Below are 25,311 nucleotides of genomic sequence, written 5' to 3' on the forward strand. Positions count from 1 at the left end.
TTTATTGAGAGAAAATCCTTAAATCCCCTCTCATTATGTACTAATTAGCCTAAGCATAGGCATACATTTGTATATGAGGGGGGATTTGTCATGCTGCGCCGTAAAAGAAATCTACAATCGCTTGCCGGATTTCTAGAAATACCGCAGGATTTGGTGCTGGATTTACCCAGAATCACTATGCTTGGCAATAAGCAACTGTTGGTTGAAAATCATAAAGGGATCATTGAGTATACCCCTTCACTTGTCCGTATTAAACTCAGTCAGGGGGAATTATTTGTTTGCGGCGAGGAATTAATGCTGGGTAATCTCCAGGCCGAGCAAATATTGATTGAAGGCATTGTGCAGGAGGTTAAATATGATATTTAACTCCAATTACCTGCGCGGTGCGGTAAAAATTCGTATCAGCGGGTCCATGCCGGAGAGGTTTATTAATCTGTGTATCGCTGAACAAATTCTATTATGGGGTTTGACCAAGGTAGAGCAAGACCTGGTTGTATGGATTGGGCTAGACGATTTTTTTCGAATAAGACCGCTGGTAAAATGTAGTCGGACCAAAATAAAAGTTATATCCCGCATGGGCTTTCCATTTGTGATGAAAAAAAGTAAACAGCGAAAAATGCTGTTGGCCGGCGCTGTTGTGTTTGTTATCCTACTAAATGTATTATCCTCCTATATCTGGTTTATTGAAATCACCGGCCTGAAAAATTTACCGGAACAATATATAAGATATGCTGCATATCAACAAGGATTAAAACCTGGAACAAATAGAGACAACCTAAATACCAAAGCGATCGAGAGGGAGATGCTGCTAACCCTGCCTGAAATTGCCTGGGTAGGCGTAACTTTTACCGGAACACGGGCTGTTATTGAAGTAGTTGAAAAAACAATTCCCAAACAGGAAACCAAAACTCCGGCCCATATTGTTGCAGCTAAGGATGGTGTAATTACTGAAATTATTACTTTAGCCGGACAACCGGCAGTTAAGAAAGGCGATACCGTAAAAAAAGGGGATCTGCTCATAAAAGGTTTTGCCGAAGAACCGGTGGCGCCCGCGCAGGAAGGCCGGCCGCCGATTATAAACGTACCCAAAGAATTAATCAGAGCCAAAGGAATTATTTCAGCGCGGGTGTGGTATGAGAGTTACGCAGAAGCCGAACTAGAAGAAGCTGCTGCTTACCGTACAGGTAACCGGCAAGTAGCAGTAGTTTTACAGGCAGGTGAACATAAGTTATCGTTTAATTCCGCCTCCGGTCAGCCGTTTCAGGAATTTGAGACTGAGATTATACATAAACAACTGCCTGAATGGAGGAATAGTGAATTTGCTGTCGAATCAACTATTACTATATATCATGAAACAAATACACACCTGACGGAAAGATCATCCACTGAAGCCCGTGATCAGGCGTATGGCAGGGCTATGCAGGTCGTACAGAACATAATTCCTGAAACTGCACAGATCTTATCCAGAAATTATGAAGTACTGAAAACCCCGGAAGAAAATCTTGTCAGAGTAAAAGTAAATGTGGAAACAATTGAAGATATTGGGCAAACTATAAATATTTCGCAGTAAGTAATTAATTGCATTAGGGGGCTTTGTATATTTGGAGAAACGGATTAGCTTTTCAGATACTAAGGAAGCAATAGCGGTTTTAGGAAGAAATGATGAGTTTTTAGCCTTAATCAGCCAGCAATTCCTCAGCCGGATAACGGCCAGGGGATTGGAACTGGTAATAGATGGCGAAACAGTTGAAGTGGATAATATAACAAGATTATTCGTTGAACTGAGTTATTTATACCGTGAAGGAAATCCGATAACGAGCCATGATGTGCGCTACAGTATCCGCATGATCCTGGCAGGTCAGGCAGATTTTCTTCATCAAATGTTTGCCAATACTGTTCTAGTAACTGCAAGAGGGCGACATATAAAACCGAAAACGTTAGGGCAAAGCCAGTATTTAGAAGCCATCCGCCGAAACGATATAACCTTTGGAATAGGACCGGCCGGAACCGGGAAAACTTATCTTGCTGTCGCTATGGCAGCATTTTCCTTAAAAAACAAACAAGTGGAAAAAATTATTCTGACCAGACCGGCTGTGGAAGCTGGTGAAAAGCTTGGTTTTTTACCAGGCGATTTACAGGAAAAAGTTGATCCATATTTGCGGCCGCTCTATGATGCCATGAATGATATTTTGGGTACCGAAACCGTACAAAAATATATGGCTAAAAATATTATCGAAGTGGCGCCTTTAGCCTATATGCGGGGGCGAACGCTGGAAGATTCATTTATTATACTGGATGAGGCGCAAAATACAACAATTGAACAAATGAAGATGTTTCTGACCAGGATGGGTTTTGGTTCCAAGATGGTTATAACAGGTGATATAACGCAGATTGATTTACCATCAGGCGTTAAATCAGGACTGAAACATGCCGAGACAATACTGAGTGAAGTTCCCGGCATTGCATTGCAGCATTTAGATGAAAGTGATGTAGTTAGACATGAGATAGTTAGCCGAATCATCAAGGCTTATGCGCAATATGGACAAAAGTAAGAATGTATTGAGCACTACAACTGTTCAATACCATACTGGAGTGAAAAAAGATGATATCGGTCAATAGCAGGCTGCGAGAACTGTTTCTCCAACCGGGCCATATCTATGCTCGGCCATTAGTTCGTCGTATTGTATTATTCGTTGTATTCTACGCAATGTACATGTTGTGTTTGTCAGCAGATTTTATACCCGATAAAGTATCGTTGCAAGTGGGGCAGGTTAGCGACAGGGATGTCATTGCCCCGCGAACGGTGTCCTATGTTGACAGTGCCAGAACCAAAAAACTAGAAATGGAAGTAATGGCCAGTGTTGCCAATGTATACGACTTGGACATTGCCGTTACTGCTAAAGCCGATGAAGATGTCAAAGCCATTTTTCGTGTGGCGCAGCTGGTTCAGGCTGATAAATCGTTAGCAACAAGTGAACTGAGATTGCAAAAATTAACTAAAGATTTGCCGGTAAGCTTATCAAGCACTATCGTTAACGGCCTGGCCAGTCTGGACGAAACCGGCCTGGCAAAAACCGAAGAATATACTAAATCTATATTGCGTAAATACTTGCAGCGCGGAATCCGGGATGATGACTTTGATATTGCGCGAAAGCAGGTGGTCCTTGAAGCTGAGGAATTGGGTTTAAGCAAAAATGCCGAAGCCGTTGTGGCAGGAATTGCTCAAACTTTACTTAGACCCAACTTTATCCTCAATGTCCGGGAAACAGACAAGCGGAAACAGTCGGCGCTTGCCAATATGGAACCAGTCCGTGAGACTGTAAAAAAAGGGCAGATTCTGGTAAGGCGCGGTGATGTGGTAACAGGCGAACAGATTCACGTAATGGAAGAACTCGGATTATATGCGGGTAATGTAAGTGAGGTACGTGTTTTTGGCCTGGCTATCTTTGTGCTTATGATAATGGGCATTTCACTAGGATATTTATATAAATTTGCCTGCCGGATATATAGCAATGACATGCATCTGATTTTACTGGGCTTAATCATTTTAGTTTCACTGTTGTTGGCTAAAGTGGCCCATTATTATTCAGATTTCGCTGCTCCGGTCGCGGCCGGAGCACTGTTAACCGCTATTTTGATTGATACCCGTGTCGGGTTAATTACCAGTGTGATCCTGTCTATGTTCTTTGGCGTGATTGTTGATCACGACCTCCGCGCAGTTGCAACAGCGCTTATGGGCGGGATGGCCGGTGTTTTTAGCGTGACCAAGATGGCACACGGCTATAGTCTTACCCGGGCAGGTGTTTCTATTGCCGGCATTAATTTTCTGGTAATTGGCTCAACCGGTCTGATTGAACAGGTGGGTGGCAGTGAGATTCTTCTCCAGGGACTCATCGGCGTAATCAGCGGGATTGCTTCTGCCGTGATTACAACCGGGATCTTACCTTACCTGGAGCATGCCTTTAATATTACTACGCCTATTAAGCTTTTGGATCTGGCCAAACCCAACCATCCGTTATTGCAGCGCTTGCTGCTGGATGCGCCCGGCACCTATCACCATAGTGTGCTTGTAGGCAATCTGGCGGAAACAGCGGCTGTTACGGTGGGTGCAGATCCGGTGTTAGTCCGGGTTGGAGCCTACTACCACGACATCGGCAAAATTAAAAGGCCTTATTTCTTTATTGAAAATCAGGCCGGCTGTGAGAATCCGCATGACAAAATTGCCCCTTCACTCAGTACACTGATTGTTACATCCCATATTAAAGACGGCCTTGATTTATGCCGGGATTATAAATTGCCGCAGGTCATCACCGATATCATCCAGCAACATCATGGTACTACGCTTGTTTCTTATTTCTATAAGCGTGCGACCGAACATGAACATGGCGAATGTATTATCGAAGCAGACTTTCGTTATGAAGGGCCGACGCCGCAGAGTAAAGAAGCTGCGCTGGTAATGCTGGCAGATGCATGTGAAGCTGCAGTAAGATCTATCAGCAAACCAAATGTAAATCGAATTGAGGCAACGGTTCGTAAAATTATCAGAGAAAGGCTTCAGGACGGTCAACTTGACGATTGTAACCTTACCCTAAGAGATCTTAAGGTAATTGGTGATGTATATATCAGGCTGCTGTCAAGCATGTTCCACACCCGTATTGAATACCCTGAAGCGCTAAAGGAGCTTGAGAGGAGAAAATCCAAGAATGGAAATTGTAATAAACAACCTGCAGGAAAAGATGAAGATAACGCAGGGCATGGAACAAATGCTGACCCAAGTGTTAAACAAAGCGTCTGAGGTTTATGGAATCGAACCCCAGGCCGAAGTTAGCATAGTGCTCGCCGATGACGACTACGTTCACCAGCTTAACCGTCAGTACCGGGGAAAAGACCGGCCTACCGACGTATTGTCCTTTGCCATGAACGATCATTGTGCGGGCGAGCATGAGCCTGATATTGCCGAAGTTCCTGATGATATTGAAATTTTGCTGGGTGATATTATAATCTCGCTTGAGACTGCCTCACGCCAGGCGGAAGAATACGGTCACGCTCTGGAACGGGAACTGGCCTACTTGACTGTTCACGGAATGCTGCATCTCTTAGGTTATGATCATGAAGAAGAGGCAGAACGGACTGAGATGCGGCGAGAGGAAGAACATGTCTTGTCGCTTCTTGGCATTACCCGTGAAATGTAGGCGAGAGTATGCGGGTATTCAGCGCTTTTCAATATGCTGTCGCCGGCATTATTTATTGCTTTCGTAAGGAACTCAATCTGAAGATTCATGCGCTGGCTGCAGTACTTGCCCTTAGTCTGGCTTGGCAACTGGAGCTCAGCAAAGTGGAATTGGCTGTTGTTTTGATTTGCATAGCCGGCGTCATTGCCGCTGAAATTGTGAATACTGCTATTGAGGCTATTGTCGATAAAGTTTCGCCCGAGTTTCATCCTCTGGCCAGGGCGGCCAAGGATGCCGCCGCCGGGGCTGTACTGGTTACTGCCTTTACGTCTTTGCTCATAGGTTATTTGCTGTTTTGGGATAAATTATTTAAATAAGTATAGGTGGGAATGCCGTGGAAGATTTGGCTGCAGCTGCTCTTAAGGCCAGAGAGCATGCGTATGTTCCGTATTCGAAATTCAAAGTTGGGGCAGCCGTCAAGGGGAAAAGCGGAAAGATTTATACCGGCTGTAATATTGAAAATGCATCGTATGGTCTCTCCAATTGCGCTGAACGCACAGCAATTTTTAAAGCAGTTTCAGAAGGCGAGCAGGAACTTCTCGCTATAGCCATAGTGGCTGATACAGCCGGGCCGGTTTCGCCCTGCGGCGCCTGCCGGCAGGTTATGGCTGAATTTGGCATCAATGAGATTAGTCTTCTGAATATGGATGGCGACCTGCGAACAACTACTATAGACGAGCTTTTACCTTTTAGTTTTGCTAGAGGCGATTTTTCAGAAGATGGTGATAAAATATGAACAAAGAAAATTATAAATCCGGATTTGTTGCTGTTATCGGGCGTCCTAATGTAGGCAAGTCCACACTCATGAATAACCTGATTGGCCAGAAAGTCGCCATCATGTCGGACAAGCCGCAAACTACCCGCAACAAAATCATGGGGGTTCTTACCCAGGAAGATGCACAAATCTTATTTATTGATACTCCGGGTATTCATAAGCCCAAACACAAGCTGGGTGAATACATGGTACGAGAGGCCGAAGGCTCACTGCGTGAAGTGGATGTAATTTTATTTGTTGTTGATGTTACAGCCGAAATGGGTCCTGGCGAACGTTACATTCTCGATAATCTGGCAAATATTCGCACTCCTGTTATTTTAACCGTAAATAAAATTGACCAAATAGCCAAACCGGAATTATTACCTATTATCGGAAAATATACAGCGCAATTTCAGTTTGCCGCTGTAGTGCCTATTTCGGCACTGGATCACACCAATTTTTCCGGTCTGGTCGCAGAAATAAAAAAGTACCTGGAACCAGGTCCGCAGTATTATCCGGAAGATATGATTACCGACCAGCCCGAACGACTGGTAATTGCCGAACTAATCCGGGAGAAGGTATTGCATCTGACTAAAGAAGAAATTCCCCACGCTATCCTTGTTGATATTGAAGAAATTACTACCAGGCCAAATGACGACTTGTTTGTGAGAGCAGTTATCTATGTCGAACGGGATTCACAAAAAGGTATTGTCATTGGTGCCGGTGGCCGTTTGCTGAAAGATATCGGCCGGTTGGCCCGGGCTGACATTGAGAATCTGCTGGGTTCAAAGGTATACCTTGATTTATGGGTTAAAGTAAAAAAAGATTGGCGAAACCGGGCTAATGTATTAAAAAACTTTGGTTTTGAGTAAGCCGTAAAGTGTTTTGGAGCTACCACGATGTGGTAGCTTGTTTACTTTAGTTAGACAATTGTAAACTTTAGCCTATATTGACCAATAAGACACTTAATGGTATCATTTGTAAGAGAGGTGAATTAATGAATTTGGCTTCAAAATATTTTATAAATGGGCTCATAGTTATTGTCCCAATTGCCATCACCGCATTTGTTATCGTTTATATTTTTTCGTTTACCGAGCGTTTGTTAGGGCAATATCTGCCCATTCACTTCCCCGGTTTGTCGCTTATTGTCGTATTATTGGTAATTGTCCTTATTGGCTGGCTATCGTCTCATTGGCTGCTGAAAAAACTGCTTGGCTATGGTGAGCGTCTTGTTTGCTCAATACCTGTTGTGAAGTTTATTTATAATAGTGTTAAGCAGTTATCGACTGCTGTATTTGAATCACAAAAGCTATTACAGAATGCCGTTTTAGTACCATATCCACATCCTGGAGTAAAAGCATTGGGATTTGTTATGCCGGAATTATCGGCTCCTTTAGCCGAAAAATTTGCTGAGGAACATGTGTGTGTATTTATTCCCATGAGCTTAAATCTGACTTCGGGCTTTAATATTATCCTGCCCAGACGGGACATAATACCTTTAGATGTAACAAGTGAAAGTGCATTGCAATATGTTATTACCGCCGGTGCTATCATGCCGCGCGGTAATGATTCCGATAACTAGGGAGAGATGCTTTATCGATTCGCCTTTATTCAGTTTAGTAAAACTGGCGGCCGCCATGTTACTGGTTTTATTCAACGCATTCTTCGTGGTAGCCGAGTTTTCATTAGTTAAGATCCGCAAAACAAGGCTGGAAGAGTTAGCTCATCAGGGTAACCGCCGGGCAAAACTGGCCTTAAAAGTGGTATCTTCGTTTGACACTTACCTGGGTGCGACCCAACTGGGTATTACGTTGGCCTCCTTGGCGCTCGGCTGGTTGGGTGAACCGGCCGTTTCCTCCTTAATAGAACCAATTTTACTGAACTATTTTCCAATTCCCGATTGGTTACTTTCTACCATCAGTGTAGCGGTAGGTTTTATTATCATAACGTTTCTCCATATCGTACTGGGAGAACTTGTGCCTAAATCAATGGCTATTCAGCAGACGGAAGGGCTGGCGTTGGCCTGTGTATGGCCGCTTTATATCTTTCATAAACTCGGATATCCTATTATTTTGCTGTTCAATCAAACCGCTAAGTCTATATTGGGATTAATGGGGATTAAATCAGCCAATCAGGCTGATCTTACCCATTCCGAGGAAGAACTGCGAATGATTGTAAGCGCCAGTCATCGCGGTGGCGTATTAAACCAGATGGAAAGTGAACTGATTGACAACGTTTTTGATTTTGCCGACAGGCTGGCACGGGAAATTATGGTACCGCGTCAGGATATGATTTGTTTGTTTGCCGATGACCCTTTCGAGGAAAATATGCGGGTGGTAAGGGAAACCGGTCATACCAGATACCCACTCTGTATTGAGGATAAGGATCATATTATTGGCATGGTCCATATTCGTGATTTAATGGACTATGATATAGCTGTAAATGGCGAGCGCGATTTGACTGCTATTGTCCGTGAAATACTGGTTGTGCCGGAAAGTATGTCTGTAGCCCACTTATTGCAGGTTATGCGACGCAAACGTACCCATCTTGCCGTGGTTGCCGATGAATATGGCGGCACCGCCGGATTGGTGGCGCTTGAGGATATTATTGAAGAAATTGTTGGTGATATCCAGGATGAACATGATGAAGTGGAAGACATTGAAATTCAGCGATTGCCTGACGGAACTTATGAATTTGATGGCCGGGTACTTCTTGATGACGTGACAGAGCTATTGAATATCCGTCTGGATGATCATGAAGAAGATACTCTTGGCGGCTATATATTCGGTATGCTGGGACGTCGTCCGGAAACAGCCGATAAAGTAAATATCGGTGACTATTCTTTTGAAGTGCTGCGCGTCAATGGTTTTAGAATTGTCAGAGTCAAGGCTGTACCGTTGGTTCCGCCACAAGAAGCGGCGGAATCAGCCTAAAATAAAATAGATTTAGTTGTGTGGCTAATCCTGCTTGTTAATAAAAGTGAAGGGATGATGTCGAGTGTTATTACGGGAAACAATGTGGGAGATTTTTTTAAGTACCGGTAATATCGATGCTTACCTTGCCTATCGTGCCTGCCTAGATTGTCATATAAGCCCCCCCGAGTCAGCGGATGAAACCACAGAACAGGTAGCAGTACCGGATTTTTTTCCAAATAATGTATCGAGTGAGGTTAGATGGCACTAGAGTATCAAACGGAAGCCATTCTGTTGACGGCGCGCGATTGGGGTGCCGCCGACAGAATGGTCACTTTATTTTCACGTGAATATGGCATAGTTACTTTTATGGCCTATGGGGCCCGCAAAGCCAAAAGCCAGCTGGGCGGCAGCCTGCAGGCATTTACTCATTTGCATTTGTCCGTAGCAAATGGAAGAGGCATGGACTCAGTGAAACAATGTGACGTGCAAACCTCTTTCCGGGAAATCCGGGAAGATTTGACCAGGCTGGCATATGCCAACTTTATTGCCGAACTGACGACCGGCTTGTGGCCGGAACGCCAAGCCGAAGAAGAGGTTTACGTTAGTCTGCTTGCCATCCTGCATTTGCTTGCTTTACGCAATCCGCGGATTGCGGCGCTTATTGGCGCCTGGCAACTGATGGCTCTTGCCGGCTTTCAGCCAGAGTACAATCTGTGCACTCTCTGCGGCCAGAAATTAAATCTGCCGGACGGGTTTAGCTATGAGGCAGGGGGAGGGCTTTGTTTGCACTGTAATGCTGCTGACAAAGTTCCTTTTAGCCTGGCTGACCGGGATTTTTTAGCTAAACTCTTTTCTGTTAACTTAAATGATCCGGGGCAATTTGCCATTAGTGCAAAAACTTTGATTAACATAGAACAATTACTCCACGGTTTTGTGCGGCATCAATTGGAGCGCCCGTTAAAATCCCTGGCCTTTATTAAGCAGATTAATGCTTTATAACTCGTGAATATTTGCAACTTACGCGGGTACACTAACATAAAAACGGAGGCTTGCAAACATGGATATTGACCTCGAAAAGATTGATTTAATTCGCGAGCGTACAGGTGTTACTTATCGTGAGGCCAAAGAAGCATTGGAGCGCAATCAGGGTAATGTGATTGATACCTTGATTGAGTTAGAAGACAAAAGCAAAACAAGCACAAAGTGGACAGAGGAATTTTCAGTACGTTCCACTGAAGTGATTGATAAGGTAAAGGAACTTATTAAAGAAGGAAATGTAAACAAAATTCGCATTAAGCATGAAGGCAGAGTGCTGGCTGAGATACCTGTAGCTTTAGGGGCGATTGGCGCCGTGGTTCTGCCGCAGCTTGCCGCTCTGGGAGTGTTGGTTGCCGTATTTAAGCGTTGCACAATTGAGGTCATTCGCAAGGAGCCGGACGAAGCTGAGGCGGATATGGATGATCCTGAAGAGGAAAAAGATAAGTTCTCCAAGGATATATATTAGTATTTGAACAGAACCGGGGAGATAGTGTGTGAGCTTGGTATTAAAAGGTGAAGGCCTTCCCAAGCCGCAATTATGCCCTATAACAGTTTGACATAATAAATCACAAACTACACTTCTTGGATAGATAAACATCTAAGAAGTGTTTTTTTACTGGCAAAAAAAGGGCCAGTATTAAAAATGTTCATAGTGACAAAAACGTGTTTTCCCTGGTGCTTGAGTTTATATATTCAAGGAAACACAAAATGTACTTCGAATATTTTCAGAAGCACGCCTCAAAACTTGTAATTACCCATCTGTGATTGCACACCTATGTCTAATCGATGACGTACTTCTATAATACATATTTCTTTTGCGAGCTCATTTAATTTTTCTGATATATTAACAATATGATTCTTATCTAAATTTGCATCCCATTCATCTAACAATAGTAGTTGAAGCTTGCTTCTTTTTATCTCATCTAATGATTCTATGATTTTTTCGCCAGTGGATAAGTTTTTATGAAAGCTGAATTCAAAAAACATATCAGAATGCGGTGGTAAAAGAAAAGCTTTTTCGCTTAACTGTTCCTTAATTAGGGCAAGAAGTGACGATTTTCCTGTACCATTATCGCCTCGTAAAGTAATTCTTCCCGGACTATAGTCTTGAGTGATATCTTGTATGGAATTAATAGAATCAATATTAATAATTGTATTGTCTTTTTCAGCCTTAATCCGATTCCATGAAATAGTGCCAGCATGTATAGGTTCTGTAATAATCAAGGCTGATTTTAATCCCTCAAGACGCGTTTTTAAACTATTCCAACGTGATACATAAGCTACAATTGCAGTCACATGAAAAATGGTTATAATTTGTCGTGGAAATGTAGCAATAAGCATAGTTAGGAATACTTCATTACCTATATTTTGATATATTAGCCACACCCAAGTACCAATTACCGGAAATAAGACAAGAAACATTGAAGTTATGGTTGTCAGTTCACTAAAAAGTACATATTTCAAAGCTGACTGATTCGCGTTTTTATGTTTATCGATAAAATAGTTTTTCCATAACTGTATATTTAATTGATTGCCAACTAAAATTGAGTCCCAGGCTGGTAATAATGATTGCATCATAGCCGTTCGGTCTTCTTGAGCCTGTTTGGCGGAAGAAGTTACCAGCGTTTTTAGACTTTTAACAGAAATAGCAATTAAAGGAATTGTTATGGCATAAGCAAGCATCAATTTTTTATCAATAATAAAACCAAGAATTCCTATGTTAAAAACAATATTAAAAAGAGTACTAAATACATTTATAGTAAACCCGATGAATTCATTGATTACCAACCATGCCTCATTATTTAAATAAGGCTGTCGTTCTTGTTTGAATTCGATATTAGTTCTTAACTGGGCTCTTTCCCTGAAAGAAATTGTAAAAATATCAACATACTTTCTAAAAGAACTAAAAGCAGCTTTGCTTTGAAAGTAAACCGCTCCGGGACCTGGAATATATATCAAAGATAACGATAGTATAAATAAAACTAACCATAATGAAAGATCTTGTTTTAATACGACTGCTTGACTCAATTTAGCTATCCATAAGGTTGAAGATGCGAGTATTGATTGTTGGATAAGAATGCATAGTATCATTAAACAAAAACTTTTATTGATAAAAATAAACATATTAAATTTTTTCATTTTAGCCATGTCCTCCTAACTAAAATAAAAAACTGCTTTTCTTCCAGATAGCAGCATAATCTGTAATTTGGCAAATCCTCTAATGAAAAACTTATTTTTAATATCATGAGATTCTATACCAGATCATTGGTTTATATTTGATATTCTTTTATAATTTCCTTCCTTAAACTTCAAAAAAATGTTTTTTTTACCTCTAATGCCAAATATTGATGCTTGTTGTCGAATTGTTTGAAATTTCGAGCCAAGTATCTATTTTAAAGTATAAGAAAGAGTGCATTACTGCCCATATAGGAGTAAACTATTTCTAGTAGCAATATCAAGTTTGCTTTCTATTATCGAAGGACTTATATCAAAGTTTATGGTAAGTGTAAATAGTATTAAAATAATGAATGTATGTAAAAAAAATGACTGAAGAGCATGGTGCTTATCACCTACTATATGGGTACCAATATATTATTTCGTTCAATGTCTTTTTTGAAAGGCGGAATTTCGATGGAGTAAGAGCAGAACTGCTAAATAGACACTGGATGATACATGGTAGGGATGAAACCAAATTGGAAAAAGTGGATGTTATAAGATTGTTTGCAGCAATTCATGCTTTACCATGTGTATTACATGCACCTGAGGAAGAGTAATTAGGTGGAGGGGGTTAGCAGTTAAATTTTCTTTGCTTCTTTAAAAAAATGTTTTGGGAAGGCCCGCGAAAAACCTAGAAAGGCTTGAATTGTTTCTATTTATTGTGATATACTAATTGCATTAGTAAGCCCCTGTAAGTAGAAATGCATATTTAAAATAGGGCAATGCGGGAAATAAGTAACCTTGCCACACAGCGAACCGGGGACAGTGTAAGCCTGGTATTAAAAGGTGAAGGCCTTCCCAAGCCGCAGGAGGAAATCAGAACTGATTTAATGTTTTGGATCAGTTGCGAGAGTAAAACCTGCAATATTATAAGGCGGGACGTATTTTGTACGTCCAATCAGGGTGGAACCGCGGGAATACTATCTCGTCCCTGTAACTGATATAAGTTACAAGGACGAGATTTTTTATTTTTTTTATAGGAGGTATATTATGACATTCCAGGAGATAATCCTGACATTGCAAAAATTTTGGGCAGAACAGAATTGTATTATTCAACAGCCGTATGATGTGGAAAAAGGCGCTGGTACAATGAATCCGGCAACCTTTTTACGGGCGCTTGGACCAGAGCCATGGAATGTGGCTTATGTCGAGCCCTCGCGCCGCCCTACTGACGGACGCTATGGGGATAACCCCAATCGCTTGTTTCAACATCATCAATATCAGGTAATCATGAAGCCATCGCCGGCCAATATTCAGGAGCTTTATCTTGCCAGTCTGGCTAAACTGGGTATAGAACCAGCCAAGCATGATATCCGTTTTGTCGAAGACAACTGGGAGTCGCCGACACTGGGAGCCTGGGGTCTGGGCTGGGAAGTCTGGCTGGACGGTATGGAAATTACGCAGTTTACCTATTTCCAGCAAGTGGGCAGTATTGACGTAAAGCCTGTGTCAGTAGAAATAACCTACGGCTTAGAACGTTTGGCCATGTATATTCAGGGCAAAGAAAATGTATTTGATCTAGAATGGGTAAATGGCATTTCTTACGGTGATGTTTTCCATCGCAATGAAGTGGAGCAATCATACTATAACTTTGAAATTGCCGATACTGATTTATTGTTTAAGTTGTTTGACATGTATGAAAAAGAAGCCATTCGCGTTGTTGAACTGGGTTATGTGCTTCCCGCTTATGACTATGTTTTGAAATGCTCTCACAGCTTCAATTTGCTTGACGCCCGTGGTGCTATCAGCGTCAGTGAACGTACCGGTTTTATTGGCAGGGTGCGTAATCTGGCCCGGCTTTGCGCACAAGGCTATTTGGAGCAGCGGGAAAAACTTGGCTATCCGCTCCTAAAGGGAGGTAAGTAATTCTATGACTAAAGATTTGCTGTTAGAGATAGGCACTGAAGAAATCCCTGCCAAATTTATGCCTGGGGCATTATCCCAGCTGGAAAATACCACAAAAGCAAAACTGGCTGATTTACGTATCAGTCATGGTGAAATAAGGGCTGTTGGCACGCCGCGCCGGCTAGCGATAATTGTGCGTGGGGTTGCTCCTGTCCAGGCCGATAAGCATAGTGAAAATAAAGGCCCATCCGTAAAAATTGCCTATGCTGAAGACGGAACACCAACCAAAGCCGCATTGGGCTTTGCCAGGGGCCAAGGGGTAGATCCTGCAACGTTCATTGTAAAAGATGGCTATGTTTATGCTGTCGTCCAGGAAGTGGGCCGGCCGGTCTCAGAACTGTTGCCAGGAATGTTGACAGATATTATCAGTCACTTGTCTTTTCCCAAGAGCATGCGCTGGGGTGACCTTGATATGCGCTTTGTCCGTCCTATTCGCTGGCTAGTAGCGTTACATGGCGATGAAGTTGTGCCATTGACATTACCTGGTGTAACTTCCGGCAAAGTTACGCGCGGTCACCGTTTCCTGGGACAGTCCGAAGTAGAAGTGAATTCTGTGGAGGATTATTTTGCCAAGCTTGCGAATAACTTCGTCATGGTAGACCAGGATGTGCGCCGGCGAGTCATCAAAGAGCAAATTGAAAACCTGGCTGTGAGCCGGGGAGGTTTGGCAACCATTGATGAAGAACTGCTGGAAGAAGTCGTTCACCTTGTTGAGTATCCTACCGCATTATGCGGTAACTTCGAAGAAAAATATCTTAGCTTGCCGCCAGAAGCTATCATAACGCCGATGCGTGAACATCAGCGCTATTTTCCGGTTAACGGCAAGGACGGCAAATTGCTGCCAATGTTTATTACCGTAAGGAATGGCGGTTCGGAGCATATCGATATTGTCCGTCACGGTAATGAACGTGTTTTACGGGCAAGATTGGCCGATGCCAGGTTCTTTTTTGAAGAAGACCAAAAAGTTACACTTGCCGACAGGGTGGAGAAGCTTAAAACCATTGTATTCCAGGAAGGGTTAGGCACACTCTATGACAAGGTGCTGCGTTTGGAACGTTTAGCAGCTGCTATTGGCCAGATGCTGGCTAAGAATCAGGCTGAACTTACCATTGTTAACCGTGGCGCTCATTTAGCCAAAGCAGATCTAGTTACAGGTATGGTTTATGAATTTACCGAACTGCAGGGTGTAATGGGGCGTGAGTATGCGCTTTTGAATGGTGAGCAGCCTGCAGTGGCGCAGGCCATTTTTGAACATTACCTGCCACGGTTTGCCGGAGATGCCTTACCTCAGTCCACAGCCGGGCGGTTAATCAGTATTGCCGATAAGTTAGATAATATTGTAGCTACTTTTAGCAGAGGCCTTATTCCGACTGGATCACAGGATCCATATGCTCTTAGACGTCAGGCGCTGGGAATTGTAAATATCCTGATTGATGCCAGGTATTTTGTTTCCTTAACGGCAATGGTTGATCAGGCCATGGATTTACTGGGAATTACCGATAATGAGCGCAGGCTGAAACTTTCGGCTGACATTCAAGAATTTTTCCGGTTGCGGATAAAAAATGTATTAACAGATGAAAACCTCAGATATGATATGATTGATGCTGTGCTGGTGTCAGGCGCTGATGATGTTTATGATACCTGGCTGAGAGCAAAAGCTATGGCTGTTGAAGGCGGAACCGTCGCCATGCAAAAAGCCGTGCAAGCTCTTGTGCGGGTTGGTAATCTGGCGAAGAATGCCACAGTCGAAACCGTTAATCCTGATTTATTTGCGGTTGAGGCCGAGCATGCCCTCTATAAAGCCTACTTAGAAGCTCGTAGTGCTATAGAAAAACAGCAAGCAGAAAGAAATTACCAGGGTGTACTTACAACACTGGCAGCTATGGCCGGATCTATTGATGCATTTTTTGGCGCTGTCATGGTTATGGTAGAAGATGCAGCCGTAAAAAACAATCGCCTTGCATTGCTCAAAGCCATTGCCGGACTTTCGGCACATACCGCAGATTTGACTAAAATTGTGGTTCTATAATAGATTTAGGCCTGTATGCTAAGGGGGTGACAGCTATTGGGTTTAACTCCGCGGCAGGAGAAGATTGCAGAAATGGTCAAGACGCTAGGCCCGATTACAGGGGAACAGATTGCTGAGCGCCTGCATGTTACACGAGCGGCACTCAGACCTGATTTGGCTATCCTGGTGATGTCAGGCATGGTGGAAGCCCGCCCGAAAGTGGGTTACTACTATACCGGAAAAAATGTTCGTAGTATGCTTACTGAACAAGTTGGCAGGATAAAGGTGCAGGATGTTCAATCGGTTCCTGTTGTTGTTACTGCCGGTACAAGCGCCTATGATGCAGTTGTCACTATGTTTCTTGAAGATGTCGGTTCTGTATTTGTTGTTGAACCTGGCGGAATTTTAATTGGAGTTGTATCGCGCAAGGATGTTCTGAAGGTAGCCATGGGAGGAAGCGATCTTTACAAAATGCCGGTCAAGGTTCTCATGACACCTATGCCGAAAATAATTGTAACAACTCCCGATGAACCTGTTCTAACAGCCGCAAAAAAAATTATCGAAAATGAAGTAGATAGTCTGCCAGTTGTTGTTCCGGCCAGCCAGCAAGACAATAAGGCTCTGGAAATAGTCGGACGGCTTACCAAAACCAATATTGCCAGATTGTTTGTTGATCTTGGCGAAGGACGAGGAGGGGAACAGCTATAGCTAACTTACCTATTATTTATGCATTATCGGATTCGATTGGTGAAACAGCGGAAATGGTAGCCCGGGCTACTGCCAGCCAGTTTAATTCAGGCGAATTTGATATAATCCGGATACCGTATATTAATTCAGTCGAGCAAATTGCCGAGACTGTCAAGGAAGCTTCCAAGCATTGTTGCGTAATTTGCCATACACTGGTGTCCTCCGACCTGCGTGAAGCTATGCTGGAGCAGGCACAGGCCCATAATATTCCGACAATCGATATTATGGGGCCAATGATTAACGCTGTGCAAAAGATGAGTGGTCTTGTACCGCGCCTTAAACCCGGTCTCATCCATAAGCTTGACCAGGAGTATTTTAAGCGGGTTGAAGCCGTGGAGTTTGCCGTAAAATACGATGACGGCAAAAATCCCTGGGGACTCTTAAAAGCGGATATTGTTATACTGGGGGTGTCTCGCACTTCCAAAACGCCGCTGAGTATGTATCTGGCCCATAAAAAGGTGAAAGTCGCCAATGTGCCGCTAGTGCCCGAAGTACCGCCGCCGCAGGAATTATTTCAGGTGCCGCCGCATCGCATTGTTGGTTTAGTAATTGATAAGTTTAAGCTCAATGAAATCCGTTGTGAACGCCTAAAAACGATGGGGCTGGCGCCGGATGCCAGCTACGCTAATATTGGCAGGATACATGAAGAATTGGATTATGCCCGGTCAATCATGCGCAAACTGCAATGCCCGGTCATCGATGTGTCCAATAAGGCGATAGAAGAAACGGCCAACAAAATATTGGAGATCGTTCAGAAAAACAAACTGGCGAATAATCTATAAAGTAGACTTAGCTTCAGGTGGGGGATTGACCTCACCTGAAGCTAAATTGTCGGAAAAGAATACGGCTTGCGCCGAGAACGCGGAGCCAATGATGCTCTTATACTAAACGAAACTTATGCTTTCTTTTAGTTGGTATAAGAAAAAAAACCTGGGAAAATCTCCCCAGGTTTTTTTCTTTAAAATTATAAAAAACAATTTGTTTTTACATTATAACTTGCGGAATCTGCCGACCAACTGTTTCCATTCTGGGTTACCTGAACATTGCCTTTAAAATCGGCTATTTTACTATGCCAGTTAAATTCTGCATTGTCGGCTGTGATGGAAAGGCCGTCACGGGATAAGTTTACACCGCCGTCGATGGTGGCTCTGTCTTTAGTACCGTAGACATAGACACTGTTGCCGGTAAAGTAAATATCATCCTGTGTTACCGTTATGCCGCCGGCAGCCCAGACTTCAAGCGTAGCCGGATTTACTTTGGCTTGCCCGGCCGTAATTACCCGGTTTCCTACCTGAATATAAACATTGCCATTTAATACATAAAGCCCTGTGTTAATGTCAAAATATGTACGGTCTGCCGTTATGGTAGGCTTGGCTGCTGCAGAAATACCGGTTAGTAAAAATAATACCAATAGCGTCGATACTAATATTTTATATCTCACCCTTGATCCTCCCTTTGCTCCATTACCAAGTGCTCAATCAAGAATACGATAACAGAGACTCTCTTATATTATAACAAATTACTACCGTCTTTGCGCTGGAAAAAATATGTTCCTTTTTTCTCATAGTATAGTGTGAAAAAGGAAAATAATGCTATAATATATTAGTAGCGTGTGACAACCATATCCTGCAGTTTTAAGTTTGTCGCGCTGCTAGAGAGGAGGCTAATTGTATGAAAGTTCGAGAGCGCATTGAGGAACAGGAATTCAAGATTTTATCAACGTATGCAGCCAAAAGCCGCGAGGCTGTCCGTGACCGCGAAGAACCGCTCTGCGATTTCCGGACCGCTTTTCAGCGTGACAGGGATCGAATCATCCATAGCAAAGCCTTCAGACGATTGAAACATAAAACACAGGTTTATATATCTCCCGGCGATCATTATCGGATGCGTATGACGCACAGTCTGGAGGTAGCACAAATATCCCGGACTATTGCCCGTGGCTTAAGATTGAATGAAGATCTAACCGAGGCCATTGCCCTAGGCCATGATGTCGGCCATACGCCGTTCGGTCATGCCGGGGAGTACTCCTTGCGCGAACTTATTGGCCATTACAATCATAATGAACAAAGCCTCAGAGTAGTTGAGCATCTTGAACGGAATGGGCAGGGACTTAATCTGACAGCGGAAGTCCGTGACGGTATATTGAACCATACCGGTGATAATATACCTTTTACCCTGGAAGGAAGTATAGTTCGCCGGGGTGATAGAATTGCCTATCTTTGCCATGACTATGATGACGGCATACGGGCCGGCATGCTAAAACCAACCGATTTACCACCTGTTGTCAGCCGGGTTTTAGGTTCGGATCCCTCTACGATGATAACGGTAATGGTAGCCGATATTATTACAGAGTCAGAAGACAAAAATGAGATTATCATGTCAGCGCGGGTTAAAGCAGCCATGGATGAATTCCGCACATTTATGTTTGGAAAGATATACCATTCCGCCGAGCTTGAGCCAGACCGGAAAAAGGCGAAGTACATTATCCGCAAACTATTTGAATACTATATTAGCAACCCGGGAAGCCTGCCCCAGGAGTATCTGGAGCGGGAGGAACGATGGGGATTGCAAACGGTGGTAATTGATTACATTGCCGGCCTGACTGATTTATATGCCATTAAGCAATTTGAAAAATTATTCATCCCAGCGACCTGGGGAGTGCCTAAATAAACGGCAGAGCGACTATGCTCTGCTTTTTTCTTGAACAAATATTGTTAGATTTGTCAAGATCAAAAGAGGAATTTTATCATCTGTATTGAATAATAATTACTAAATTCAAAAATGCTAAGAAAAGTCTTGCCATAGATAACAAGAAAGTCAATTTCATTTGAGCCCTTTTGGCAGGAATATTATTCTAAGTGTAGAATAAAGTCAAACATTGGAACTATTTGCATATCAACACAGCTATATTAAGCAAAATAACCATTTATTTACCTGGATAAGGTGAGCTCTATGAAAGATGCGGTTTTCGATGATTTTATCGATAGATTGCGTTCCGAAAGCGATATAGTCAGTATTGTCTCGGACTATGTTTCATTAAAAAAGAAAGGGAAGAATTACTGGGGTTGTTGCCCTTTCCACAATGAGAAAACACCTTCATTCTCGGTAACCCCGGACAAAGGTTTTTTCTATTGCTTTGGTTGTCAGGCAGGTGGCAATGTTTTTAATTTTCTGATGAGGGTTGAAAACATTACTTTTTTTGAGGCGGTAAAATTACTGGCGCGCAAACTGAATATCCCTATACCGGAAAAAGAAAAGTCGCCGCGTGAACAAGCCAGAGAACAGGAACTTGCTAGAATATATCAGGTTAATGAATTGGCGAGGGACTTTTTTCATGCTTGTCTGACCAAGACTAAATTCGGCCAACCGGCGCGGGAATATTTAGCAAGCCGTGGTATTTCCACTGAATGGATTGATTTTTTTAAGCTGGGGTTCGCTCCACCGTTATGGGATAAACTATCATCAACATTCAGTGACAGAGGTATTGAACTGGATATAGTGCTTAAAGCAGGACTAACGGTTGCCCGTACTTCCGGCGATGGTGTTTACGACCGTTTTCGTAATCGGATTATGTTTCCAATAAATGATATCCGGGGACGGGTAATTGGTTTTGGCGGCAGAGTTCTGGACAATACCCAGCCGAAATACCTTAATTCACCGGAAACACAAGTTTTTAATAAACGTCATGTGTTATACGGTTTTGATAACGCTTATAAACATATTCGTGATACAGGCCAGGTGATTATAGTTGAAGGTTATATGGATGTGCTAACTCTGTATACTCATGGCATCCGCAATGTAGTTGCTTCCTTAGGGACTGCGTTTACTTCAGAACAGGCGAGGAATCTAATAAAGCTGAACGCCGAATTACTGTTCTCTTACGATAGTGATGCCGCTGGTCAGAATGCCACGCTCCGGGCACTAAGCACTGTGCGTACCATGGGGGCAGCGATTAAAGTGGTGTCTGTACCTGATGGCAAAGATCCTGATGAATTTGTCAGAAGACATGGTAGCGCCGCTTTTTCAGGGCTTTTAACTTCTGCTCAGCCGCTTCTGGACTATCAGCTTGCGCAGGCGCTAAAAGCAGATGATTATTCTACTGTTCAGGGTAAGATCGCCGTAGTCGGCAAATTAGCCCCTATTCTGGCGGAAGCAGATAATGCAGTAGAGGTTAATGCACATATAACCCGCTTGTCGCAAACACTATCTGTAGATGAAAGTGCTTTACGCAGTGAAATATCAAAGTATATTGTTCAAGTGAAAAAGGATAAAAATGTAAATAACGGGAAAACTATTAATATTGCACTCTTATATAAGCAACCGGCTCCAGCGGTTGTACAGGCTGAACGGCAGCTTATCAGACTGATGTGCGAAGATTTATCGCTTGTTCCCTATGTATTTGCAAAAATTTCGCCACAAGAAATACAAGGAGCCTTACAGCAAGAGATTATTAATTTCATATTTAATGCGTATAATATGGAGAAAAATATAACGCAGGCAAATCTCAATGCTATGGTAAACGATTTAACGGAAAAAGCAAATAGTGAGTTTTCACATATTATGTTAATGGAGATACAGTTTGATGATGTAGTCAAGTTTGCGGACGACTGTATAAAAACCATCCGCTTGGCACATTTAACAGTCTTATATGAACAACACCGGCTTATGGCCGATGAATTAGAACGCATGGGGGATAGTAGCTTTCTGCAGGAACTTGCGGAAAGTCAGCGAATTAAACATGAAATTAGCAAATTACACCATTAATAAACAAGCATGGAATTTTGTATCACTGTCTATTGCCAAAGGAAGGGGGGAAAACTATGGCTGATAAAAAAAATGCACCGGGCGAACAAGTCAATGAGTTGTTACACAAAGGGAAAAAGCGTGGTATGTTGACATATTCTGAAATTATGGATACTATGCAAACTGAAGATATGAGCCCTGACGAAATTGATGACATGTATGAAATTTTTAATAACAAGGGTATTGAGATTGTAGACGAAGTCCCGGATGTTGAATTGATCGAAGGTCCAGATATGTCCGAGATTGAATCAACTGCCGAAGAAGTAGATATAGATCTTACCATTCCTGAAGGCATTAGCATTGATGATCCTGTTCGGATGTACCTTAAAGAGATTGGCCGGGTACCGCTCTTAACTGCGGACGAAGAAATTAAACTGGCCAAGCGCATGGAGCAAGGGGATGAGGAAGCTAAACGCCGTCTTGCTGAGGCGAATTTACGCTTAGTGGTAAGTATTGCTAAACGTTATGTTGGGCGCGGTATGCTGTTTCTTGACCTTATCCAGGAGGGTAACCTGGGGTTAATTAAGGCTGTAGAAAAATTTGACTACAATAAGGGGTATAAGTTTAGTACCTATGCCACCTGGTGGATACGCCAGGCGATTACCAGAGCCATCGCTGACCAGGCAAGAACCATTCGTATCCCTGTTCATATGGTGGAAACTATCAACAAACTTATCAGAGTGTCACGGCAACTGCTGCAAGAACTGGGCCGTGAGCCTTCACCTGAAGAAGTGGCCAAAGCAATGGATGTCAGTGTTGAACGGGTACGGGAAATTATGAAAATTGCCCAGGAACCAGTTTCACTGGAAACACCCATCGGGGAAGAGGAAGATTCCCATTTAGGCGACTTTATTGAAGATCAGGATGCACCGGCTCCTGCTGAAGCTGCATCATTCATGCTGCTTAAGGAACAGTTGGAAGAAGTGTTGGAAACGTTGACTCCGCGGGAAGAAAAAGTCCTGCGTCTCCGTTTTGGTTTAGACGATGGCCGGGCCCGTACTCTTGAAGAAGTAGGACAATATTTTGGCGTTACCCGTGAGCGTATTCGTCAAATAGAAGCCAAGGCCCTTCGTAAACTGCGTCATCCCAGCCGCAGTAAGAAACTGAAAGATTTTCTTGAATAAAACTGAATAAACTCTTGACGTAATAAAGACATTGCTTTATAATAATCAACGTTGGCGATATTCCTCGATAGCTCAGTTGGTAGAGCAATCGGCTGTTAACCGATCGGTCGTAGGTTCGAGTCCTACTCGAGGAGCCAGTTATTACGTTAGTAAAACAGGCTTTCTTCGGAAAACCTGTTTTAACATCTTTAGGGCCTATAGCTCAGCGGTAGAGCAGCCGGCTCATAACCGGCTGGTCCCTGGTTCGATCCCAGGTGGGCCCACCAATTCAGTTATCAGTTATCAGTAAACAGGGCGCTGGATACTGCAGCAAAATGTAGTTACCGCTAACTGCAACCTGAATACAGTATACTATTTATGGCCCGTTGGTCAAGCGGTTAAGACACCGCCCTTTCACGGCGGTATCAAGGGTTCGATTCCCTTACGGGTCACCATAAGCAGCGAACCAGGTTCTCACGAGCCGATAGGCGAAATGAGAACCTGAGTGAGTCGCTTACTTCCGAGCGGAAGTGAGGAAGGGTATTCCTTTATTATCTAGATATGGGCGATTAGCTCAGCCAGGAGAGCGCCTGCCTTACAAGCAGGATGTCGGCAGTTCGATCCTGTCATCGCCCACCATAGAAAAAAACCTGCGAATTGATTCGCAGGTTTTTTCTATGGTAAATTACCGAAGGATTTTATAGCCGGGAAGCGAAATACTATCAAAGAAAACCTGCCGGGAGGATTATTACGTGAAATTAGGTCAACGATTGCAAACAATTGCCAACATGGTGCCAACAGGAGTCACTATTGCAGATATTGGCACTGATCATGCCTATTTACCGATATATCTTATGCAGCAAAAAATTACTGCCAGTGCCATTGCCGGTGATGTTCATCATGGTCCGTACTTATCGGCGCAAGGGGCTGTTGCCGCTTACCATCTGGACCATGCAATTTCTGTCCGTCAGGGAAATGGCCTGGAAGTGCTCCGGCCCGGTGAAGCCGATGTTGCTGTTATCGCTGGCATGGGTGGTGCAAATATCATTGAGATTTTAAGTGCACGGCCGGAAGTAACAGCAACATTGAAGCGTCTTATTTTGCAGCCAATGATTGCAGCATCCCTTGTCAGAACCTGGCTATACGTTAACAATTGGATAATCATAGATGAACAACTTGTGCAGGAAGAGGGCAAGTTATACCAGATTATTGCGGCTGAGCCCGGAGAAATGCAACCTGTGGAACCTATCCTGAATGAAATAGGGCCTTTGCTCTGGCAAACAAAACCACCACTCTTAAAGCAGCACATTCAGGAACTGATTGACCATTTGCGAAATGTTGTTGCCGCGATGGCGGCAGGCGGCAGTGAAGTAATTAATTCTGAGAAGTACAGAGAGTACACCCGCAGGCTCAATGAACTGGAGGATAGGATAGCATGTCTGTAAAGTGTCGTGATATTATTGCCGAAGTGGAACAACTGGCCCCGAAACATTTTGCGGAAAGCTGGGATAATGTCGGGCTGCTGATAGGCAGGCCGGATCAGGACATACATAAAGTACTGGTAACGCTTGACGTGGATACAGCAGTTGTTGAGGAAGCAATTGCGGTACAGGCAGATATGATTGTTGCCCATCATCCATTACTCTTTAAAGGCCTTACCCGAATTCGCACCGATTCGCCGCAGGGTAATATGCTGGCGTCCCTCATTAAGAAGGATGTCGCGGTATATGCTGCCCATACCAATCTTGACAGTGCGCCAGGGGGCGTAAATGATGTGCTAGCCAGGAAACTCAATCTCCGGAACGTTGTGCCATTGACAACGGTTTACCAGGAGAAGCTGCATAAGCTGGTAGTTTTTGTTCCTGTTTCCCATGTGGAAACAGTGCGGGCCGCAATGACAGCGGCAGGCGCAGGACATATCGGCAACTATAGCCATTGTACTTTTCAGACTCAGGGTGTCGGAACATTCTTACCGCTCGCAGGCACATCCCCATATATCGGTGAGCAGAATAAGCTTGAATATGTGGAAGAATATCGCCTGGAGACAATTATACCGCTGAGTATACGTTCACAGGTAGTCAGCGCTATGCTTGCCGCCCATCCCTATGAAGAAGTGGCCTATGACGACTATTTACTGCAAAACACCGGACCCGGCAGCGGTTTGGGGAGAGTAGGAGAGCTTAGTCAGCCACTAACCTTGGCAGACTTTATTAACCAGATAAAATCCGCCTTGTGTATCCAGTCATTAAAGGCGGCCGGTCCGACGAAGACTTTTATCCAAAAAGTAGCCGTATGCGGCGGCAGCGGCGCCAGCCTGATTAAAAATGCGATTACAGCAGGCGCGGATGTCCTGGTAACAGGTGATGTAAAGTATCACGAGGCGCAAGAAGCAATTGCCGCCGGACTAAACATTATTGATGCCGGCCATTTTGCAACTGAGCAGCCGGTTGTGGAATGCCTGGTTGAATATCTAAATCAATGTGCCAGCAAAAACGCCTGGAATTTACCTATTTTTGCCAACAAATCCAATAGGGACGTTTTTTCAGCCTATTAGACTAATTTATTCGCTTTTTGCAAATTGACGTTTCAG

At 43.4% G+C, this 25,311-nt stretch carries 23 protein-coding genes and 4 tRNA genes; 25 read left to right on the forward strand and 2 right to left on the reverse strand.

Annotated features, from left to right (window positions below; all coding sequences use genetic code 11):
* Nucleotides 1-90: 90 nt before the first annotated feature.
* The 12 genes from yqfC (at nucleotide 91) to SATMO3_RS15600 (ending at nucleotide 10,404) form a co-directional block, all read left to right on the forward strand.
* Nucleotides 91-366: a sporulation protein YqfC gene (yqfC, locus tag SATMO3_RS15545; RefSeq protein WP_371370652.1), complete on the forward strand. Its 276-nt coding sequence runs from the start codon at nucleotides 91-93 to the stop codon at nucleotides 364-366.
* Nucleotides 356-1,570, forward strand: coding sequence for a sporulation protein YqfD (yqfD, locus tag SATMO3_RS15550; RefSeq protein ID WP_371370653.1), 1,215 nt, complete (start codon nucleotides 356-358; stop codon nucleotides 1,568-1,570). Before yqfC ends, yqfD begins: the two co-directional genes overlap by 11 nt.
* A 31-nt stretch (nucleotides 1,571-1,601) precedes the next feature.
* On the forward strand, nucleotides 1,602-2,552 hold the full coding sequence (locus tag SATMO3_RS15555) for a PhoH family protein (protein WP_371370654.1): 951 nt from the start codon (nucleotides 1,602-1,604) through the stop codon (nucleotides 2,550-2,552).
* A gap of 50 nt (nucleotides 2,553-2,602) precedes the next feature.
* Nucleotides 2,603-4,795: an HD family phosphohydrolase gene (locus tag SATMO3_RS15560; protein ID WP_371370655.1), complete on the forward strand. Its 2,193-nt coding sequence runs from the start codon at nucleotides 2,603-2,605 to the stop codon at nucleotides 4,793-4,795.
* On the forward strand, nucleotides 4,737-5,192 hold the full coding sequence (gene ybeY / locus SATMO3_RS15565; RefSeq protein WP_371381725.1) for an rRNA maturation RNase YbeY: 456 nt from the start codon (nucleotides 4,737-4,739) through the stop codon (nucleotides 5,190-5,192). Before SATMO3_RS15560 ends, ybeY begins: the two co-directional genes overlap by 59 nt.
* An 8-nt stretch (nucleotides 5,193-5,200) precedes the next feature.
* Nucleotides 5,201-5,548 carry a diacylglycerol kinase gene (locus tag SATMO3_RS15570; RefSeq protein WP_371370656.1) on the forward strand — a complete coding sequence of 116 codons (348 nt, stop codon included), beginning with the start codon at nucleotides 5,201-5,203 and terminating at the stop codon, nucleotides 5,546-5,548.
* A 17-nt stretch (nucleotides 5,549-5,565) separates the two neighbouring features.
* Complete coding sequence (locus SATMO3_RS15575; protein ID WP_371370657.1) at nucleotides 5,566-5,967, forward strand: cytidine deaminase; 402 nt, start codon at nucleotides 5,566-5,568, stop codon at nucleotides 5,965-5,967.
* Nucleotides 5,964-6,857 (forward strand): GTPase Era, encoded by an 894-nt coding sequence (era, locus tag SATMO3_RS15580; protein WP_371370658.1) that lies wholly within the window; start codon nucleotides 5,964-5,966, stop codon nucleotides 6,855-6,857. Before SATMO3_RS15575 ends, era begins: the two co-directional genes overlap by 4 nt.
* 125 nt (nucleotides 6,858-6,982) lie before the next feature.
* Nucleotides 6,983-7,567 carry a DUF502 domain-containing protein gene (locus tag SATMO3_RS15585; protein WP_371370660.1) on the forward strand — a complete coding sequence of 195 codons (585 nt, stop codon included), beginning with the start codon at nucleotides 6,983-6,985 and terminating at the stop codon, nucleotides 7,565-7,567.
* A 55-nt stretch (nucleotides 7,568-7,622) separates the two neighbouring features.
* Nucleotides 7,623-8,918 carry a hemolysin family protein gene (locus SATMO3_RS15590; protein WP_371370661.1) on the forward strand — a complete coding sequence of 432 codons (1,296 nt, stop codon included), beginning with the start codon at nucleotides 7,623-7,625 and terminating at the stop codon, nucleotides 8,916-8,918.
* A 240-nt stretch (nucleotides 8,919-9,158) separates the two neighbouring features.
* Complete coding sequence (recO, locus tag SATMO3_RS15595) at nucleotides 9,159-9,899, forward strand: DNA repair protein RecO (protein WP_371370662.1); 741 nt, start codon at nucleotides 9,159-9,161, stop codon at nucleotides 9,897-9,899.
* Nucleotides 9,900-9,957: 58 nt separating this feature from the next.
* Nucleotides 9,958-10,404 (forward strand): DUF4342 domain-containing protein, encoded by a 447-nt coding sequence (locus SATMO3_RS15600; protein WP_371370663.1) that lies wholly within the window; start codon nucleotides 9,958-9,960, stop codon nucleotides 10,402-10,404.
* 272 nt (nucleotides 10,405-10,676) lie between these two features.
* Here SATMO3_RS15600 and SATMO3_RS15605 read toward each other — a convergent pair whose 3' ends face one another.
* Entirely contained in the window at nucleotides 10,677-12,077 is a 1,401-nt protein-coding gene (locus SATMO3_RS15605) for an ABC transporter ATP-binding protein (RefSeq protein ID WP_371370664.1), read from the reverse strand.
* A gap of 1,068 nt (nucleotides 12,078-13,145) precedes the next feature.
* Here SATMO3_RS15605 and glyQ point away from each other — a divergent pair.
* Genes glyQ through SATMO3_RS15625 form a run of 4 tightly spaced genes read left to right on the forward strand, consistent with a single transcriptional unit; the run spans nucleotide 13,146 to nucleotide 17,597 of the window.
* Nucleotides 13,146-14,021 (forward strand): glycine--tRNA ligase subunit alpha, encoded by an 876-nt coding sequence (glyQ, locus tag SATMO3_RS15610; protein WP_371370665.1) that lies wholly within the window; start codon nucleotides 13,146-13,148, stop codon nucleotides 14,019-14,021.
* A gap of 4 nt (nucleotides 14,022-14,025) precedes the next feature.
* On the forward strand, nucleotides 14,026-16,089 hold the full coding sequence (gene glyS / locus SATMO3_RS15615; RefSeq protein WP_371370666.1) for a glycine--tRNA ligase subunit beta: 2,064 nt from the start codon (nucleotides 14,026-14,028) through the stop codon (nucleotides 16,087-16,089).
* A gap of 36 nt (nucleotides 16,090-16,125) precedes the next feature.
* Entirely contained in the window at nucleotides 16,126-16,776 is a 651-nt protein-coding gene (locus SATMO3_RS15620; RefSeq protein ID WP_371370667.1) for a helix-turn-helix transcriptional regulator, read from the forward strand.
* Nucleotides 16,773-17,597, forward strand: coding sequence for a pyruvate, water dikinase regulatory protein (locus SATMO3_RS15625; RefSeq protein ID WP_371381726.1), 825 nt, complete (start codon nucleotides 16,773-16,775; stop codon nucleotides 17,595-17,597). The genes SATMO3_RS15620 and SATMO3_RS15625 overlap by 4 nt, the downstream gene beginning before the upstream one ends.
* A 182-nt stretch (nucleotides 17,598-17,779) precedes the next feature.
* Here SATMO3_RS15625 and SATMO3_RS15630 read toward each other — a convergent pair whose 3' ends face one another.
* Complete coding sequence (locus SATMO3_RS15630) at nucleotides 17,780-18,256, reverse strand: LptA/OstA family protein (RefSeq protein ID WP_371370668.1); 477 nt, start codon at nucleotides 18,254-18,256, stop codon at nucleotides 17,780-17,782.
* A gap of 230 nt (nucleotides 18,257-18,486) precedes the next feature.
* Here SATMO3_RS15630 and SATMO3_RS15635 point away from each other — a divergent pair, with 230 nt between their 5' ends.
* The 9 genes from SATMO3_RS15635 to SATMO3_RS15675 all read left to right on the forward strand — a co-directional run bounded on the left by SATMO3_RS15635 (nucleotide 18,487) and on the right by SATMO3_RS15675 (nucleotide 25,275).
* Complete coding sequence (locus tag SATMO3_RS15635) at nucleotides 18,487-19,485, forward strand: deoxyguanosinetriphosphate triphosphohydrolase (RefSeq protein ID WP_371370669.1); 999 nt, start codon at nucleotides 18,487-18,489, stop codon at nucleotides 19,483-19,485.
* Nucleotides 19,486-19,767: 282 nt separating this feature from the next.
* Nucleotides 19,768-21,579, forward strand: a complete 1,812-nt coding sequence (gene dnaG / locus SATMO3_RS15640; RefSeq protein ID WP_371370670.1) for a DNA primase — start codon at nucleotides 19,768-19,770, stop codon at nucleotides 21,577-21,579.
* A 56-nt stretch (nucleotides 21,580-21,635) separates the two neighbouring features.
* Nucleotides 21,636-22,742, forward strand: a complete 1,107-nt coding sequence (gene rpoD / locus SATMO3_RS15645; RefSeq protein ID WP_371370671.1) for an RNA polymerase sigma factor RpoD — start codon at nucleotides 21,636-21,638, stop codon at nucleotides 22,740-22,742.
* Nucleotides 22,743-22,803: 61 nt separating this feature from the next.
* Nucleotides 22,804-22,879 (forward strand) — tRNA-Asn (locus SATMO3_RS15650).
* Between the two features lie 54 nt (nucleotides 22,880-22,933).
* A tRNA-Ile gene (locus SATMO3_RS15655) sits at nucleotides 22,934-23,008 on the forward strand.
* Between the two features lie 93 nt (nucleotides 23,009-23,101).
* Nucleotides 23,102-23,176: transfer RNA gene (locus tag SATMO3_RS15660), tRNA-Glu, on the forward strand.
* Nucleotides 23,177-23,284: 108 nt separating this feature from the next.
* Nucleotides 23,285-23,360, forward strand: a tRNA-Val gene (locus tag SATMO3_RS15665).
* Between the two features lie 113 nt (nucleotides 23,361-23,473).
* Nucleotides 23,474-24,166 carry a tRNA (adenine(22)-N(1))-methyltransferase TrmK gene (locus SATMO3_RS15670; RefSeq protein ID WP_371370672.1) on the forward strand — a complete coding sequence of 231 codons (693 nt, stop codon included), beginning with the start codon at nucleotides 23,474-23,476 and terminating at the stop codon, nucleotides 24,164-24,166.
* Nucleotides 24,157-25,275 (forward strand): Nif3-like dinuclear metal center hexameric protein, encoded by a 1,119-nt coding sequence (locus SATMO3_RS15675; RefSeq protein ID WP_371370673.1) that lies wholly within the window; start codon nucleotides 24,157-24,159, stop codon nucleotides 25,273-25,275. Before SATMO3_RS15670 ends, SATMO3_RS15675 begins: the two co-directional genes overlap by 10 nt.
* Nucleotides 25,276-25,311: the final 36 nt, after the last annotated feature.

Origin of the sequence: Sporomusa aerivorans (assembly GCF_041428895.1) — a bacterium.
Taxonomy (GTDB): Bacteria; Bacillota; Negativicutes; order Sporomusales; family Sporomusaceae; genus Sporomusa; species Sporomusa aerivorans.